15 protein-coding genes are annotated in these 15,356 nt (G+C 60.9%); 11 read left to right on the top strand and 4 right to left on the bottom strand.

Annotated features, from left to right (window positions below):
• Nucleotides 1–163 precede the first annotated feature (163 nt).
• From B0W55_RS17725 to B0W55_RS17695, 7 genes are all read left to right on the top strand, one after another.
• Nucleotides 164–1,423 (top strand): AGE family epimerase/isomerase, encoded by a 1,260-nt coding sequence (locus tag B0W55_RS17725; protein WP_077047227.1) that lies wholly within the window; start codon nucleotides 164–166, stop codon nucleotides 1,421–1,423.
• Between the two features lie 141 nt (nucleotides 1,424–1,564).
• On the top strand, nucleotides 1,565–2,866 hold the full coding sequence (locus tag B0W55_RS17720) for an ABC transporter substrate-binding protein (protein ID WP_077047226.1): 1,302 nt from the start codon (nucleotides 1,565–1,567) through the stop codon (nucleotides 2,864–2,866).
• A 157-nt stretch (nucleotides 2,867–3,023) separates the two neighbouring features.
• On the top strand, nucleotides 3,024–3,932 hold the full coding sequence (locus tag B0W55_RS17715) for a carbohydrate ABC transporter permease (RefSeq protein WP_077047225.1): 909 nt from the start codon (nucleotides 3,024–3,026) through the stop codon (nucleotides 3,930–3,932).
• Nucleotides 3,925–4,770 (top strand): carbohydrate ABC transporter permease, encoded by an 846-nt coding sequence (locus tag B0W55_RS17710; RefSeq protein ID WP_077047224.1) that lies wholly within the window; start codon nucleotides 3,925–3,927, stop codon nucleotides 4,768–4,770. Before B0W55_RS17715 ends, B0W55_RS17710 begins: the two co-directional genes overlap by 8 nt.
• Before the next feature lie 2 nt (nucleotides 4,771–4,772).
• Entirely contained in the window at nucleotides 4,773–5,933 is a 1,161-nt protein-coding gene (locus B0W55_RS17705) for an ABC transporter ATP-binding protein (protein WP_077047223.1), read from the top strand.
• 133 nt (nucleotides 5,934–6,066) lie between these two features.
• The gene (locus B0W55_RS17700) at nucleotides 6,067–7,413 is read left to right on the top strand and encodes a carbohydrate porin (RefSeq protein WP_077047222.1); all 1,347 of its coding nucleotides are present in this window, start codon (nucleotides 6,067–6,069) and stop codon (nucleotides 7,411–7,413) included.
• A 94-nt stretch (nucleotides 7,414–7,507) separates the two neighbouring features.
• On the top strand, nucleotides 7,508–8,362 hold the full coding sequence (locus B0W55_RS17695) for a D-hexose-6-phosphate mutarotase (protein WP_077047221.1): 855 nt from the start codon (nucleotides 7,508–7,510) through the stop codon (nucleotides 8,360–8,362).
• Between the two features lie 211 nt (nucleotides 8,363–8,573).
• Here the strand turns inward: B0W55_RS17695 and B0W55_RS17690 are convergent, their stop codons facing one another.
• On the bottom strand, nucleotides 8,574–9,434 hold the full coding sequence (locus B0W55_RS17690) for a MurR/RpiR family transcriptional regulator (RefSeq protein WP_175645518.1): 861 nt from the start codon (nucleotides 9,432–9,434) through the stop codon (nucleotides 8,574–8,576).
• A gap of 228 nt (nucleotides 9,435–9,662) precedes the next feature.
• Between B0W55_RS17690 and zwf the strand changes: the two genes are divergently transcribed.
• Genes zwf through B0W55_RS17675 form a run of 3 tightly spaced genes read left to right on the top strand, consistent with a single transcriptional unit; the run spans nucleotide 9,663 to nucleotide 12,515 of the window.
• The gene (zwf, locus tag B0W55_RS17685) at nucleotides 9,663–11,132 is read left to right on the top strand and encodes a glucose-6-phosphate dehydrogenase (RefSeq protein WP_077047219.1); all 1,470 of its coding nucleotides are present in this window, start codon (nucleotides 9,663–9,665) and stop codon (nucleotides 11,130–11,132) included.
• Nucleotides 11,119–11,832 carry a 6-phosphogluconolactonase gene (gene pgl, locus B0W55_RS17680; RefSeq protein WP_077047218.1) on the top strand — a complete coding sequence of 238 codons (714 nt, stop codon included), beginning with the start codon at nucleotides 11,119–11,121 and terminating at the stop codon, nucleotides 11,830–11,832. Before zwf ends, pgl begins: the two co-directional genes overlap by 14 nt.
• A gap of 17 nt (nucleotides 11,833–11,849) precedes the next feature.
• Nucleotides 11,850–12,515: a bifunctional 4-hydroxy-2-oxoglutarate aldolase/2-dehydro-3-deoxy-phosphogluconate aldolase gene (locus B0W55_RS17675; RefSeq protein WP_077047217.1), complete on the top strand. Its 666-nt coding sequence runs from the start codon at nucleotides 11,850–11,852 to the stop codon at nucleotides 12,513–12,515.
• A 115-nt stretch (nucleotides 12,516–12,630) separates the two neighbouring features.
• Here the strand turns inward: B0W55_RS17675 and B0W55_RS17670 are convergent, their stop codons facing one another.
• Together B0W55_RS17670 and B0W55_RS17665 are read right to left on the bottom strand one after the other, a co-directional pair.
• Entirely contained in the window at nucleotides 12,631–13,812 is a 1,182-nt protein-coding gene (locus B0W55_RS17670) for an aminotransferase class V-fold PLP-dependent enzyme (protein ID WP_077047216.1), read from the bottom strand.
• A 39-nt stretch (nucleotides 13,813–13,851) separates the two neighbouring features.
• Nucleotides 13,852–14,088 (bottom strand): DUF3820 family protein, encoded by a 237-nt coding sequence (locus B0W55_RS17665; RefSeq protein WP_008056784.1) that lies wholly within the window; start codon nucleotides 14,086–14,088, stop codon nucleotides 13,852–13,854.
• 202 nt (nucleotides 14,089–14,290) lie between these two features.
• Between B0W55_RS17665 and B0W55_RS17660 the strand changes: the two genes are divergently transcribed.
• Nucleotides 14,291–14,758 carry a PA2169 family four-helix-bundle protein gene (locus B0W55_RS17660; protein ID WP_077047215.1) on the top strand — a complete coding sequence of 156 codons (468 nt, stop codon included), beginning with the start codon at nucleotides 14,291–14,293 and terminating at the stop codon, nucleotides 14,756–14,758.
• A 124-nt stretch (nucleotides 14,759–14,882) separates the two neighbouring features.
• Here B0W55_RS17660 and B0W55_RS17655 read toward each other — a convergent pair whose 3' ends face one another.
• Complete coding sequence (locus B0W55_RS17655; RefSeq protein WP_077047214.1) at nucleotides 14,883–15,353, bottom strand: MaoC family dehydratase; 471 nt, start codon at nucleotides 15,351–15,353, stop codon at nucleotides 14,883–14,885.
• Nucleotides 15,354–15,356 lie beyond the last annotated feature (3 nt).

The following is a 15,356-nucleotide window of genomic DNA, read 5'->3' as shown; positions in this document are numbered from 1 at the left end:
GCAGGACTGCTGCGCAGTCCATCGGGAGCAAGCTCCCTCGCCACGGGTTATTACTTTCGCCAAATGTCACAGGCTGGTGACATAACTCGCCCCCTTCGTTACAAGCCCCGCACCCCCCGTTGTTTAGACTGCCCCTCAGTCATAACAACAAGAAAGGTCCCCCATGCACAGCTTCCAACCTGCCTTCAGCAGTTGGCTCAATTCACCCGCCCATCAGCAATGGCTCGCCACCGAGGGCCTGCGCCTGTTGGCGTTCGCCAAGGCGTCCAGGCTGCCTGAAGGCTTCGGCAACCTCGACGAAAAGGGGCGCCTGCCCGCCGACGCCCAGGCCGAAACCATGAACACCGCGCGCATGACCCACAGCTTCGCCATGGCCCACATCCAGGGCCTGCCGGGATTTGCCGAACTGGTGGATCACGGCATCCAGGCGCTGCGCGGGCCGTTGCGCGACGGGTTGCATGGCGGCTGGTTCGCCGTGGCCGAACACCGTGATGGCAACACCGGCAAGAACGCCTACCTGCATGCCTTCGTCGCGCTGGCCGCCAGTTCCGCGGTGGTCGCGCAACGGCCTGGCGCCCAGGCCTTGCTCGAAGACGCCATCGACATCATCGACACGTATTTCTGGAGCGAGGAGGAGGGCGCAATGCGCGAATCCTTCAACCGCGACTGGAGTGAAGAAGAGGCCTATCGCGGCGCCAACAGCAACATGCACGCTACCGAAGCCTTCCTCGCCCTGGCCGATGTCACGGATGACAAGCGCTGGCTGTACCGCGCCCAGCGCATCGTCGAGCGGGTGATTCATGGCCACGCTGCTGACAACGGGCACCTGGTGGTCGAACATTTCGACCGCGATTGGCAGCCGCTGCGTGAGTACAACCACGACAACCCGGCGGACGGTTTTCGCCCGTACGGCACCACACCGGGCCACGGCTTCGAATGGGCGCGGCTGTTGCTGCACCTCGAAGCGGCGCGGGTACAGGCCGGCATGCTCACCCCAGGATGGCTGGTGACCGACGCGCAAAAACTCTTCGAGCAAAACTGCCGGCATGGCTGGGACATCGATGGTGCGCCGGGCATTGTCTATACCCTCGACTGGGACAACAACGCGGTGGTCCGCCATCGCCTGCACTGGACCCATTGCGAGGCCAGCGCCGCCGCCAGTGCCTTGCTCAAACGCACGGGCGATGCTCAGTACGAGCAGTGGTACCGGCTGTTCTGGGAATTTTGTGAGCGTCATTTCATCGACCGTGAAGACGGCAGCTGGCACCACGAACTCGACCCGCTGAACCGCCCGAGTGCCGATATCTGGGCCGGCAAACCCGACCTGTATCACGCCTGGCAGGCCGTTCTGATTCCGCGCCTGCCGCTGGCGCCAAGCATGGCCACGGCGCTGGGGCAGTTGTCCCAGAGCGTTGCAATGTAACTGGCTATGTAACTGGTTGTGTAACCATACGGTGACATTCGCGCGTCCCTTCGTTACCTGCGAAGGGATATCCCCTGTTTAAAATCCGTGCAGCGCAAGCACCAGACTTGCAATGCATAACAAAAAGAAAGGTACTTCCAGATGAATGCGATTTCTCGCCTCGCTACTGTCATTTCTGTCGCCTCCCTGTTCCCGCTCGCCATCCTGCCCCTGAGTGTTTCCGCTGCCGACTCCAAAGGTTCGGTGGAAGTCGTGCACTGGTGGACGTCCGGTGGTGAAAAGGCTGCCGTCGATGTGCTCAAGGCCCAAGTGGAAAAAGACGGTTTCACCTGGAAAGACGGCGCAGTGGCCGGCGGTGGCGGTGCGACTGCCATGACCGTGCTCAAAAGCCGTGCCGTCGCCGGCAACCCGCCTGGCGTCGCCCAGATCAAGGGCCCGGACATCCAGGAATGGGCCTCGACCGGTCTGCTGGACACTGACGTGCTCAAGGACGTGGCCAAGGAAGAGAAGTGGGACAGCCTGCTCGACAAGAAAGTCTCCGACACCGTGAAGTACAAAGGTGACTACGTGGCGGTACCGGTGAACATTCACCGCGTCAACTGGCTGTGGATCAACCCTGAAGTCTTCAAGAAAGCCGGCATCACCAAGAACCCGACCACCCTCGAAGAATTCTATGCCGCCGGTGACAAGCTCAAGGCGGCCGGTTTCATTCCTTTGGCCCACGGCGGCCAGCCTTGGCAGGACAGCACCGTGTTCGAAGCCGTTGTGCTGTCGGTCATGGGTGTCGATGGCTACAAGAAAGCCCTGGTCGACCTGGACAACGCTGCGCTGACCGGTCCTGAAATGGTCAAGGCGCTGACCGAGCTGAAGAAAGTCGCGACCTACATGGACGCCGACGGCAAGGGCCAGGACTGGAACCTGGAAGCGGCCAAGGTCATCAATGGCAAGGCCGGCATGCAGATCATGGGTGACTGGGCCAAGTCCGAATGGACCGCCGCCAAGAAAGTCGCCGGCAAGGACTACGAGTGCGTAGCGTTCCCGGGCACCGACAAAGCGTTCACCTACAACATCGACTCCCTGGCGGTGTTCAAGCAGAAAGACAAAGGCACCGCTGCCGGTCAGCAGGACATCGCCCGCGTCGTGCTGGGTGAGAACTTCCAGAAAGTCTTCAGCATCAACAAGGGCTCGATCCCGGTGCGCAACGACATGCTGGCGGACATGGACAAGTACGGCTTCGACTCGTGCGCCCAGACTGCGGCCAAGGACTTCCTGGCTGACGCCAAGTCCGGCGGCCTGCAGCCAAGCATGGCGCACAACATGGCGACCACGCTGGCAGTGCAGGGTGCGTTCTTCGACGTCGTGACCAACTACATCAACGACCCGAAAGCCGACCCGGCCGATGCGGCCAAGAAACTCGGCGCGGCGGTTCAGTCGGCCAAGTAATCATCAGTATCGCAGGCCCCTCCCTGTGGGAGCGGGCTTGCTCGCGAAGGCGTCGTGTCAGTTGATGCATGTTTCGCCTGACCCACCGCTTTCGCGAGCAAGCCCGCTCCCACAGGGGATGTCACTGTAGTTTTATTTCCCTGTACTGGATTTCCCCATGAGTTCTGTTGCTGTGTTCAGCAAGGCCTCGCCGTTCGATGCATTGCAGCGCTGGCTACCAAAACTGGTGCTGGCGCCGAGCATGTTCATCGTTCTGGTGGGCTTTTATGGCTACATCCTGTGGACGTTCGTTCTGTCGTTCACCACCTCGACCTTCCTGCCCAACTACACCTGGGCCGGGCTTGCGCAATACGCGCGGCTGTTCGACAACGACCGCTGGTGGGTGGCCAGCAAGAACCTGGCGCTGTTCGGCGGCATGTTCATCGGCATCACCCTGGTGATCGGCGTGCTGCTGGCGGTGTTTCTTGACCAGCGCATTCGTCGCGAAGGCTTTATCCGCACCATTTACCTGTACCCGATGGCGCTCTCGATGATCGTCACCGGTACCGCGTGGAAATGGCTGCTCAACCCGGGCATGGGCCTGGACAAATTGTTGCGTGACTGGGGTTGGGAAGGCTTCCGCCTGGACTGGCTGATCGACCCGGATCGCGTCGTTTATTGCCTGGTGATTGCCGCTGTCTGGCAAGCCTCGGGTTTCATCATGGCGATGTTCCTGGCCGGCCTGCGTGGCGTTGATCAATCGATCATCCGTGCCGCGCAGATCGATGGCGCGAGCATGCCGCGCATCTACTGGAAAGTGGTGCTGCCCAGCCTGCGTCCGGTGTTCTTCAGTGCGGTGATGATCCTGGCGCACATCGCGATCAAGAGCTTCGACCTGGTGGCGGCGATGACCGCCGGTGGCCCGGGTTACTCCTCGGACCTGCCAGCGATGTTCATGTATTCGTTCACCTTCAGTCGCGGCCAGATGGGCATGGGCTCGGCCAGTGCGATTCTGATGCTCGGTGCGATTCTCGCGATCATCGTGCCTTACCTGTACTCCGAGCTGAGGACCAAGCGTCATGACTAGTCTGGCTGCAAAACCCGCGATCAGCCTGAGTCGCATCGCGATCTACGCCGTGCTGATCCTCGCCGTATTGCTGTACCTGATCCCGCTGGTGGTCATGCTGTTGACCAGCTTCAAGACCCCGGAAGACATCAGCACCGGCAACCTGCTGAGCTGGCCGACCGTGGTCAGCGGCATCGGCTGGGTCAAGGCCTGGGGCACGGTGGACGGTTACTTCTGGAACTCGATCAAGATCACCGTTCCGGCGGTGCTGATCTCCACCGCCATCGGCGCCCTGAACGGCTACGTGCTGTCGATGTGGCGCTTCCGGGGTTCGCAGCTGTTCTTCGGCCTGCTCTTGTTCGGCTGCTTCCTGCCGTTCCAGACCGTGCTGCTGCCGGCTTCGTTCACCCTCGGCAAGATGGGCCTGGCGAGCACCACCACGGGCCTGGTGTTCGTGCACGTGGTCTACGGCCTGGCGTTCACCACGCTGTTCTTCCGCAACTACTACATCAGCATCCCCGATGCGCTGGTCAAGGCCGCGCGCCTGGACGGTGCGGGTTTCTTCACCATCTTTCGCCGGATCATCCTGCCGATGTCGACGCCGATCATCATGGTCTGCCTGATCTGGCAGTTCACGCAGATCTGGAACGACTTCCTGTTCGGGGTGGTGTTCTCCAGCGGTGATTCGCAACCGATCACGGTGGCGCTCAACAACCTGGTCAACACCAGCACCGGCGCCAAGGAATACAACGTGGACATGGCAGCGGCGATGATCGCCGGGCTGCCGACCCTGCTGGTCTATGTGGTCGCAGGCAAGTATTTCGTGCGCGGGCTGACGGCCGGCGCAGTCAAGGGGTAATCATGGCTACGCTCGAACTTCGCAATGTAAACAAGACCTATGGCGCCGGCCTGCCGGACACCCTGAAGAACATCGAACTGTCGATCAAGGACGGTGAGTTCCTGATCCTCGTCGGCCCCTCGGGTTGCGGCAAGTCGACCCTGATGAACTGCATCGCCGGCCTTGAGACCATCACCGGCGGCGCGATCATGATCGGCGACCAGGACGTCAGCGGCATGAGCCCCAAGGATCGCGACATCGCCATGGTGTTCCAGTCCTACGCGCTGTACCCGACCATGAGCGTGCGCGAGAACATCGAATTCGGCCTGAAGATTCGCAAGATGAACCAGTCGGCCATCGATGAGGAAGTCACTCGCGTGGCCAAGCTGCTGCAGATCGAACACCTGCTCAATCGCAAGCCCGGCCAGCTCTCCGGCGGCCAGCAACAGCGCGTGGCCATGGGCCGTGCCCTGGCGCGGCGGCCGAAGATCTATCTGTTCGACGAACCGCTGTCCAACCTCGACGCCAAGCTGCGGGTCGAGATGCGTACCGAAATGAAGCTGATGCACCAGCGCCTGAAGACCACCACGGTCTACGTGACCCACGACCAGATCGAAGCCATGACCCTGGGCGACAAAGTGGCGGTGATGAAGGACGGGATCATCCAGCAGTTCGGCACTCCGAAGGACATCTACAACAACCCGGCCAACCTGTTCGTGGCGAGCTTCATCGGCTCGCCGCCGATGAACTTCATCCCGCTGCGTCTGCAGCGCAAGGACGGTCGTCTGCTGGCGCTGCTCGACAGTGGCCAGGCGCGCTGCGAGTTGCCGCTGGCGATGCAGGACGCAGGGCTTGAAGACCGTGAAGTGATCCTGGGTCTGCGCCCGGAGCAGATCGTGCTGGCCAACGGCGAAGGCAATGGTCTGCCAACCATTCGCGCCGAAGTCCAGGTCACCGAACCGACCGGGCCCGACACCCTGGTGTTCGTCAACCTCAACGACACCAAGGTCTGCTGCCGCCTGGCGCCTGACGTCGCGCCGGCGGTGGGCGAGACCCTGACCCTGCAATTCGATCCATCGAAAGTGCTGCTGTTCGATGCCAAGACCGGCGAACGCCTGGGGGTGGCCGGCCTGCCGAAAACCGAGAGCCACGCTGCCAACGTGACTCAGTTCAAAGGTCGCTGAGAATCAAAAAATGTGGGAGCGGCGGTGCCGCTCCCACAGGGGGAAATCCGTGACGGGTGGCCTGTCATCCGCCGCAAACCGCTGTAACCGCGTTAAACATAAAAGTTAATAACAATAAAACGAGGATGTAGGGATGAAGAAGAAAAACAACGCTCAGCTTATCTGCCAGTTATCCGCAATCGCGGCCATGACACTGGCCGGTAGTGTCCACGCAGCTGACGCGTTTAGCGCCGATTCAGAATGGATGACCGGTGATTGGGGTGGTGAGCGGACCAAGCTGATCGAGCAGGGCATCGACATCAAAATGGACTACGTCGGTGAAGTAGGCGGCAACCTTCATGGTGGCTACAACCACGACAAGACTGCGCGTTACTCCGACCAGTTCGGTCTGGGCGCGGCGCTGGATCTGCAGAAGCTGCTGGGCTGGGATAACACCCAGGCCAAGATCCAACTGACCAACCGTAACGGCGAAAACATCTCCAACGACCGTGTCGGCGACCCACGTGCCGGCACCTTGAGTTCCTCGCAGGAAGTCTACGGTCGCGGTCACATGGTTCGTCTGACCCAGTTGTGGATCAAGCACCAGTTCTTCGACAACAAGCTCGACGTCAAGGCCGGTTACTTCGGCGAAGGCGAAGACTTCAACAGCTTCCCGTGCGAATTCCAGAACCTGGCGTTCTGCGGCTCGCAGGTGGGTAACTGGGCGACCAACATCTGGTACAACTGGCCAATCAGCCAGGCCGCGATCCGCGTGAAGTACAACATTTCGCCTGAGTGGTACGCGCAGATCGGCGCCTACAACCAGAACCCGTCGCAACTGGAACACGGCAACGGCTTCAAACTCAGTGGCAGCGGCACCGCGGGCACCGTCCTGCCGGTCGAACTGGTCTGGCTGCCTAACCCGAACAACCTGCCGGGCGAATACCGTGTCGGTTACTACAAAAGCACGGCCAAGGCCAATGACGTCCGCGAAGACGAAAACGGCAACGATGCGGCCACCACCGGCAACGCCTACCGCAGCCACAGCAGCAAGCACGGCTACTGGTTCGTGGCCCAGCAACAGCTGACCAGCCACAACGGTGACGCGTCCCGCGGTCTGAACATCGCCGCCAACGCCACCTTCCACGACAAGGACACCAACGTCGTCGACAACTACCAGTCGTTGATGTTCGTGTACAAGGGCCCGTTCGATGCCCGTCCGAAAGATGACGTCGGCATTGGCTTCGCCCGTATCCATGTCAACGATGACGTGAAGAAAAACGCCGAGCTGACCAACGCCGCCAACGGTGTGACCCAGTACGAGGATCCGCTGTTCTCGCCACTGCGTGAGACTGAGTACAACTACGAACTCAACTACGGCTTCCACGTCACCAACTGGCTGACCGTGCGTCCCAACCTGCAGTACATCACTCATCCAGGCGGTGTGGATGAAGTGGACAACGCTTTGGTCGCCGGCCTGAAAATTCAGTCGGTGTTCTAACGTTGTTGCGATAAGCTCCTCTCTAATGTGCGCATTTTGCGGACAGCCAAGGCTGTCCGCTTTTTTTTGTGTGGTGTTTTCAGGACCGTAGTCAATGCTTGAGCATCCGCTGCAACGCTTCTTCAAATCCTTGCGCGAACGGCCGGTGTTTGCCTGGGAGCGCTATCAGAAGCGCGACGTGTTGGTGATCGATCACCCGCTGTGCCAGGCGGTGTTCAGTCGTCAGGGTGCGCAGTTGCTGCACTTTCAGCCCCGGGAGCAGAAACCCTGGTTGTGGTGCGCGGCAAAGTGGCCGCAGGTCGGGGCCATTCGCGGTGGCGTGCCGGTGTGCTGGCCGTGGTACGGCCGTCACCCCAGCGAAAACGCCTGGCCGTCCCATGGCTGGGCGCGCTTGCTCGACTGGAAGTTGATCGACAGCAGCAGCGACGACGATGGCGTGCGCCTGCACTGGCAGTTGCAACTGTGCGACTGGCAAGCGGACTTGCACGCGCACTTGGGTGAGCGCATGGACCTGCGCCTGAGCACCGAGCATCACGACAGCCTGCCCTGCCAGTTGAGCCAGGCGTTGCACGCCTATTGGCGTATTGGCGACGTCGGTGAGGTAGCGCTGTCTGGGCTCGAGGGCGTCCAGGGTTATGACCAGTTGAACCGCGAGTTTTGTCAGCAGGAAGGCGAGTTGCGGGTCGATGGCGGGTGCCAGCGGGTGTTTCAACATGACGGCGAACTGCAGCTCAACGACCACGCCTGGCAGCGGGCGTTGTGCATCGATACCGGCGAGACGGCGGACACGGTGGTGTGGCACCCCGGTTCGCGGCCGTTGCTTGGGGTGAACTGGAACGAAATATCGGAATTCGTTTGCGTGGAGGCGGCGAGTGGCGGCACCGCCAGCTTGTGCCTGAAGCCGGGGGAGCGGGCGCATGTGAGTTTGCAGGCGCGGGTTGGGATTTGAATGGATGGTGTTGCGGCTGACGCCTTCGCGAGCAAGCCCGCTCCCACAGGGGATTGGTTTGAAACACACATGCTGTGTTCACTGAAGATCCCTGTGGGAGCTAGCTCCCACAGGGGATTGGTTTGGAACACACATGCTGTGTTCGCTGAAGATCCAATGTGGGAGCGGGCTTGCTCGCGAAGAGGCCTGAAAAGACGATGAAGGTGCCGAGTTAGTTGAACTCATCCCCTACCGGATACCGGCTGGCATTCAAACTCTCTTTGATCTTGCGCAAATGCGGCTGGAAATCCACGCCCCGGCGCAGGGTCATGCCGGTGGCCAGTACGTCCAGCACGGTCAACTGAATGATCCGCGAGGTCATCGGCATGTAGATGTCAGTGTCTTCCGGCAGCGGGATGTTCAGGCTCAGGGTGCTGGCCTTGGCCAGCGGTGAGCCCTCGGCGGTCAAGCCCAGCACCGAAGCGCCGTTTTCCCGGGCGATGCGCGCCACTTCCACCAGTTCGCGGGTGCGGCCGGTGTAGGAAATGATCACGAACAATTCGCCGGTGTGCGCCACCGAAGCGATCATGCGCTGCATCAGCACGTCGGCATGGGCGGTCACGGCCAGGTTGAAGCGAAAGAACTTGTGCTGTGCATCCAGCGCCACCGGGGCCGAAGCGCCGAGGCCGAAGAAGTGGATCTGCCGGGCCTGGATCAACAGGTCGACCGCGCGGCTTATCAGGCTCGGGTCCAGGGCCTGCAGGGCACTGTCGAGGGAAGCGATGGCGCTGCCGAAAATCTTCTTGGTATAGGCTTCGGGATTGTCGTCGGCTTCCACCGCGCGGCTGACATAGGCCGCGCCGCTGGCCAGGCTCTGGGCCAGTTGCAGCTTGAGTTCGGGGTAGCCGCTGACGCCGAACGAACGGCAGAAACGGTTGACCGTCGGTTCACTGACCGACGCGGCCTGGGCGAGGGCGGCGATGCTGAAGCGGGTGGCCTGCTGCGGGTTGAGCAGGATCACCTCGGCGACTTTGCGTTCGGCCTTGTTCAGCTCTTCAAGGCGACTCTGGATCTGCTCCAGTAAATTTCGCACGCGGTCCATATAAGTATCCTTGATTCACCTGCGCCGATAAGCGCATGGCTAATGCAAAAAGGGCCTTTGGTGGGGCCCGTCACGGTGGCCTATCCTACTGATGGCTCTGACTGACCACCACACGGAATCTGTATTTTGCGAAAATGTTGTGGTTATTACTACATTTTCCCTTGAGTGATGCCTTGAAAAAAGGTATTTGTAGCTTAACTTGATAAAAGAACAAACATCATGCTTTCGATTACGGTTGAACCGTGCACCTTTGCCTTGTTCGGCGCTCTGGGCGATCTGGCCCTGCGCAAGCTGTTCCCCGCCCTTTATCAGCTCGACGGCGCCGGCCTGTTGCATGAGGACACGCGCATCATCGCGCTGGCCCGTGAGCCCGGCAGCGAGCAGGAGCACCTGGCGTTCATCGCGTCCGAGTTGCGCCGCTACGTCGGGGCCAAGGATCTGGACGAAGCCGTGGTCGAGCGCTTCCTCGCTCGCCTGACTTACCTGCACGTGGATTTCCTCAAGTCCGAAGACTACGTGGCCCTGGCCGAACAGGCCGGCAGCGCGCAACGGATGATTGCCTATTTCGCCACGCCCGCTGCGGTATACGGCGCGATCTGCGAGAACCTGGCCAAGGTCGGCCTGGCGGAAAACACCCGCGTGGTGCTGGAAAAGCCGATCGGTTCGGACCTCGAATCCTCGCGCAAAGTGAACGACGCCGTGGCCCAGTTCTTCCCGGAGAACCGCACTTACCGCATCGACCACTACCTGGGCAAAGAGACTGTCCAGAACCTGATCGCCCTGCGTTTCGCCAACAGCCTGTTCGAAACCCAGTGGAACCAGAACTACATCTCCCACGTGGAAATCACCGTCGCCGAGAAAGTCGGGATCGAAGGCCGCTGGGGCTACTTCGACAAGGCCGGCCAGCTGCGGGACATGATCCAGAACCACCTGCTGCAACTGCTTTGCCTGATCGCCATGGACCCGCCGGCGGACCTCTCCGCCGACAGCATCCGCGACGAGAAGGTCAAGGTGCTCAAGGCCCTGGCGCCGATCAGCCCGGAAGGCCTGACCACGCAAGTTGTGCGCGGCCAATACATCGCCGGCCACAGCGAGGGCAAATCGGTCCCGGGTTACCTGGAAGAGCCGAACTCCAACACCCAGAGCGACACCGAGACCTTCGTCGCCCTGCGTGCCGACATCCGCAACTGGCGCTGGGCCGGCGTGCCGTTCTACCTGCGTACCGGTAAGCGTATGCCGCAGAAGTTGTCGCAGATCGTCATCCACTTCAAGGAGCCGTCGCACTACATCTTCGCCCCCGAGCAGCGCCTGCAAATCAGCAACAAGCTGATTATCCGCCTGCAACCGGACGAAGGCATTTCCTTGCGTGTGATGACCAAGGAGCAAGGCCTGGACAAAGGCATGCAGCTGCGCAGCGGGCCGCTGCAGCTGAATTTTTCCGACACCTGGCGCAGCGCACGGATTCCCGATGCCTACGAGCGGTTGTTGCTGGAAGTGATGCGCGGCAATCAGAACCTGTTTGTCCGTAAAGATGAAATCGAAGCCGCGTGGAAGTGGTGTGACCAGTTGATCGCCGGATGGAAGAAATCCGGTGATGCGCCCAAGCCGTACGCGGCCGGGTCCTGGGGGCCGATGAGCTCCATTGCACTGATCACGCGGGACGGGAGGTCGTGGTATGGCGATATCTGATTTGAAACTGCCTCAGGGCGTCAGCGCCCGTGAGTTCAAGAACCCGGCGCAATTGGCCGAGGGCTTGGCGCTGAGCGTGGCCAAACAACTGAGCGAGGCGATCGACGCCCAGGGCACCGCGACCCTGGTGGTGTCCGGTGGCCGCAGCCCGGTGGCGTTTTTCCAGCACCTGGCCAAGCAGGCGCTGGACTGGTCGAGCGTGGTGGTCAGCCTGGCGGACGAGCGCTGGGTGCCGGTGGAGCACGCCGACAGCAACGCCGGCCTGATCAAGAAATACCTGCTGCAAGGCCCGGCGGCCAAGGCGCAGTTCCTGAGCCTGTACAGCGCCAGCGCCAACCTGGAGCAGGCAGCCGAGCATGCCGATCGCTTGCTTTCCGAATTACCAGTGATTGACGTGCTGATACTGGGCATGGGCGATGACGGACACACCGCCTCGCTGTTCCCCGGCAGCCCGAACCTGGCCGAAGCCCTGCAGGCCGATGGCATTCGTCGCTGCTACCCGATGCTGGCGCCGACCGTGCCGCATCAGCGCCTGACCATGAGCCGCGCATTGCTGGCCTCGGCCAGGCACAAAGTCCTGTCGATTTCCGGTCAGTCCAAACTGACCACATTAAATACCGCACTGGCCGGTGACGACGTCGCCGCATTGCCGATTCGCGCGTTTTTGCAACCCACGTTAGAGATTTACTGGTGCCCATGAGCCAAGGAACAGCCGCTATGAAAAACCCATCCCCGACCGTTTCCATGGCGGATAAAGTTGCCCTGATCGACAGCCTCTGCGCCAAGGCGCGGATCCTGCCGGTGATTACCATTGCCCGTGAGCAGGACGTCCTGCCGCTGGCCGATGCCCTCGCTGCCGGTGGCCTGACCGCGCTGGAAGTGACCCTGCGTTCGCAGTTCGGCCTCAAGGCCATTCAGATCCTGCGCGAGCAGCGTCCGGAACTGATGACCGGCGCCGGCACCGTGCTCGATCGGCAGATGCTGGCGGCGGCGGAAGCGGCGGGCTCGCAGTTCATCGTCACCCCGGGGATCACCCGTGACCTGCTGGAAGCCAGCGTCGACAGCCCGATTCCGCTGTTACCAGGCATCAGCAATGCCTCGGGCATCATGGAAGGCTATGGCCTGGGCTATCGCCGCTTCAAGCTGTTCCCGGCGGAAGTCAGCGGCGGCGTTGCGGCCATCAAGGCCCTGGGCGGCCCGTTCGGCGAAGTGAAATTCTGCCCGACCGGCGGCGTGGGTCCGGCCAACATCAAGAGCTACATGGCGTTGAAAAACGTCATGTGCGTGGGCGGTAGCTGGATGCTGGATCCGGAGTGGATCAAGAACGGCGACTGGGCCCGCATTCAGGAATGCACCGCCCAGGCCTTGGCGCTGCTGGACTGATCTGCTTCACCCTACACTCGTTGTGTGCTTGACGGCTTTACGGTGCGCTTGGTCGGTGCACCGTTTTTTTTTGCCTGCGAAAAACCTGAAGTCGACGCGGTCACCGTGGGAGCGATCAGCGCAGTGCTTTCAGGGCCGTGATCAGTTGCTGCATATGATCGGCGGTGGTGGTCAGCCCCGGTGTGATGCGGATGCACGGCCCACACGCGGCGCCCGTGCGCACCACAGTGAACAGGTTGTAGTCCTCCAGCAGTCGCCGGGCCATGACCTGTTGATCGGCCTGTTCGGTAAAACGCATGGACGTGATGCCGCAATACAGCCGCGGATCATCCGGAGTCAGCACTTCGATGCCCGGCAACTGACGCACTTGGCGCACCCACAGGTTGCGCAGGTAGTTGAGCCGCGTGCCCTTGGCCACGGCGCCGCCCATGGCGTGATGTTCCTCGATCACCAGCGGCAGGGTCAGCAACGCCGGAATGTTCGGCGTGCTGTAGGGTGTGCGCCCACGGATGTCGGTCACCGGGAAATGCAGTTCGCCCATGTCCGGGTCGATGTCCGCCAGGCGCTCGGGCGCGATATAGAGCAAGCCCAGGGTCAGCGGCGCGCCGATCCACTTGTGCAGGTTGTAGGCGGCGAACGCGATGCCCAGTTCATCGAGGTTGAATTCCAGCTGCCCCAGGGCATGGGCGCCATCGAGTATCACATCGATGCCATATTCCTTGGCGGCGGCGGCAATGGCCTGCACCGGCATCACCAGGCCTGTGCGGTGGGTGACGTGGGTCACCGCCATGAGCTTCAGGCGCGGATGACGGGCGAAGGCCTCGCGGTACGTGGCCAGCAGGCTGTCGAAGCTGGCAGGGTGCTGGTGTTCGATCTTGATCACCTCCACGCCGCGATGTTTGGCCAGCCAGCCCATGGCGCCCTTGACCGTGTCGTATTCCAGATCGCAGAACAGCACCTGATCACCCGGTTGCAACCGATTGTAGTTGCGGATCAACGACTGCAAACCGTCCGATGCATTGCGGGTCAGGGCCACGGCTTCGGTGGGCACGCCGATCAGGTCGGCGACCACCGCCTGGACCTTCAGGCTCTCGCCCTGCTCGAACTGCTGGCGCACATGCACCGAATTGCCACGGTTGATCAGTTCGATGTTGCGCTGGTACTCCTCGACCACCGTGCGCGACATGCGCCCGAAGTAACCGTTTTCCAGGTTGATCGGCCCCGGTTGCAGATCGTAGCGATCGGCAAAGGTCTGCCAGAAGGCTTCATCACGGGCGCGGCGTGTGTTGTCGGGCATGGGGGTCTCGGTCAGGGGCATTGAGTGATGAAGCGGTATTCAGTGACGCGGCGCGGGTTTGCCATGTTTGGCGCGCAACGGTTCAAGCAGTTCCGACAGACCGTTGTGGTCGATCTCTTGCATCAGGGCCAACAGGCCACCCAATTCGCCATGGGGAAAACCTTCCCGGGCAAACCAGTTCAGGTACGGTCCCGGCAGGTCGGCGATGATCCGGCCCTTGTACTTGCCGAAGGGCATTTGCCGAGTGATCAGCAGTTCGAGTTTTTCAGGGTTCATCAGTCAGTCGTCTTTGTCCAGTGAGTCGGAAAATACAGGCATTCTGCATGCAGGCCAATTGACAGATCATGCAAAAAAAACGGATACAGATTTTTCTGTTAATACTAACTAATTGAAAAATAAAGATTTTATTGTCGGTCAGAAGCTGGCATGCGCTCTGCAATGACTTACTCACCTTTCATCAACCGCAAGGAATTGAAAAATGACCGACATGAACAAAGAAGCGATCTCTGTACTCAACGACCTGATTGAAACCAGCAAAGACGGTCAGGAAGGGTTCAAGACTTGCGCTGAAGACATCAAGCACCCAGAACTCAAAACCCTGTTCGTGCAACGTTCGGCCGATTGCGCTTCGGCGGCTGCCGAACTGCAAAGCGCCGTGCGCTCCATGGGTGGCGATCCTGAAACCTCCACCAGCGTCAGCGGCGACTTGCACCGTCGTTGGGTTGACGTGAAATCGATGTTCACCGGCAAGGACGAAGAAGCCGTACTGAACGAAGCCGAGCGCGGTGAAGACCACGCCCTGAAGGCCTATCGCGAAGCGATGGAGAAAATCAACAAGCACAACCTGGTAGGTATTCGTGACCTGGTTGAACGCCAGTACCACGGCGTGCAACGCAACCACGATCAGGTCAAAGCCCTGCGCAACCAGGCTCGTGCCCGTTCGTAAGCGTCACTTGTAATACCTGTGGGAGCGGGCTTGCTCGCGAAGGCGGTAGTCAATTCAACATTGAGGTTGATTGACCCTGCGCATTCGCGAGCAAGCCCGCTCCCACATTTTGTCGTGCGTTGAATCAGCCGATGCTGATTGAGGGCAGCTCGGTCAAGGTCACCGACTGCTGCTTGCGCGGCGCGAGGATTTCCGCCTCGCCATCCACCACCAGTTCATCGCGCTGGTTGAACACCCGAGTGGCGATGCGCACGCGGAATTTCGGCAGTTTTTCCAGGATTTCCAGGCGCACCGTCAGGGTGTCGCCGATCTTCACCGGCTTCTGAAAACTCATCTGCTGACCAATGTAGATAGTGCCCGGCCCAGGCAACTCGCAGGCAACCGCGGCGCTGATCAGCGCACCGCTGAACATGCCGTGGGCAATGCGTTCCTTGAACATGGTGCTGGCGGCGTATTCGGCGTCCAGGTGCACCGGGTTGTGGTCCCCCGACATTGCGGCGAACAACTGAATGTCACGCTCTTCGACTGTCTTGCTGAAGCTGGCGGTCTGGCCGACTTCGAGGGCTTCGTAAGGGGTGTTGGTAACCTGGGTCATGTG

Source organism: Pseudomonas sp. KK4, from assembly GCF_001984065.1.
In the GTDB taxonomy this organism is placed as follows: domain Bacteria; phylum Pseudomonadota; class Gammaproteobacteria; order Pseudomonadales; family Pseudomonadaceae; genus Aquipseudomonas.
This window is presented reverse-complemented; position numbering and strand designations above follow the sequence as displayed.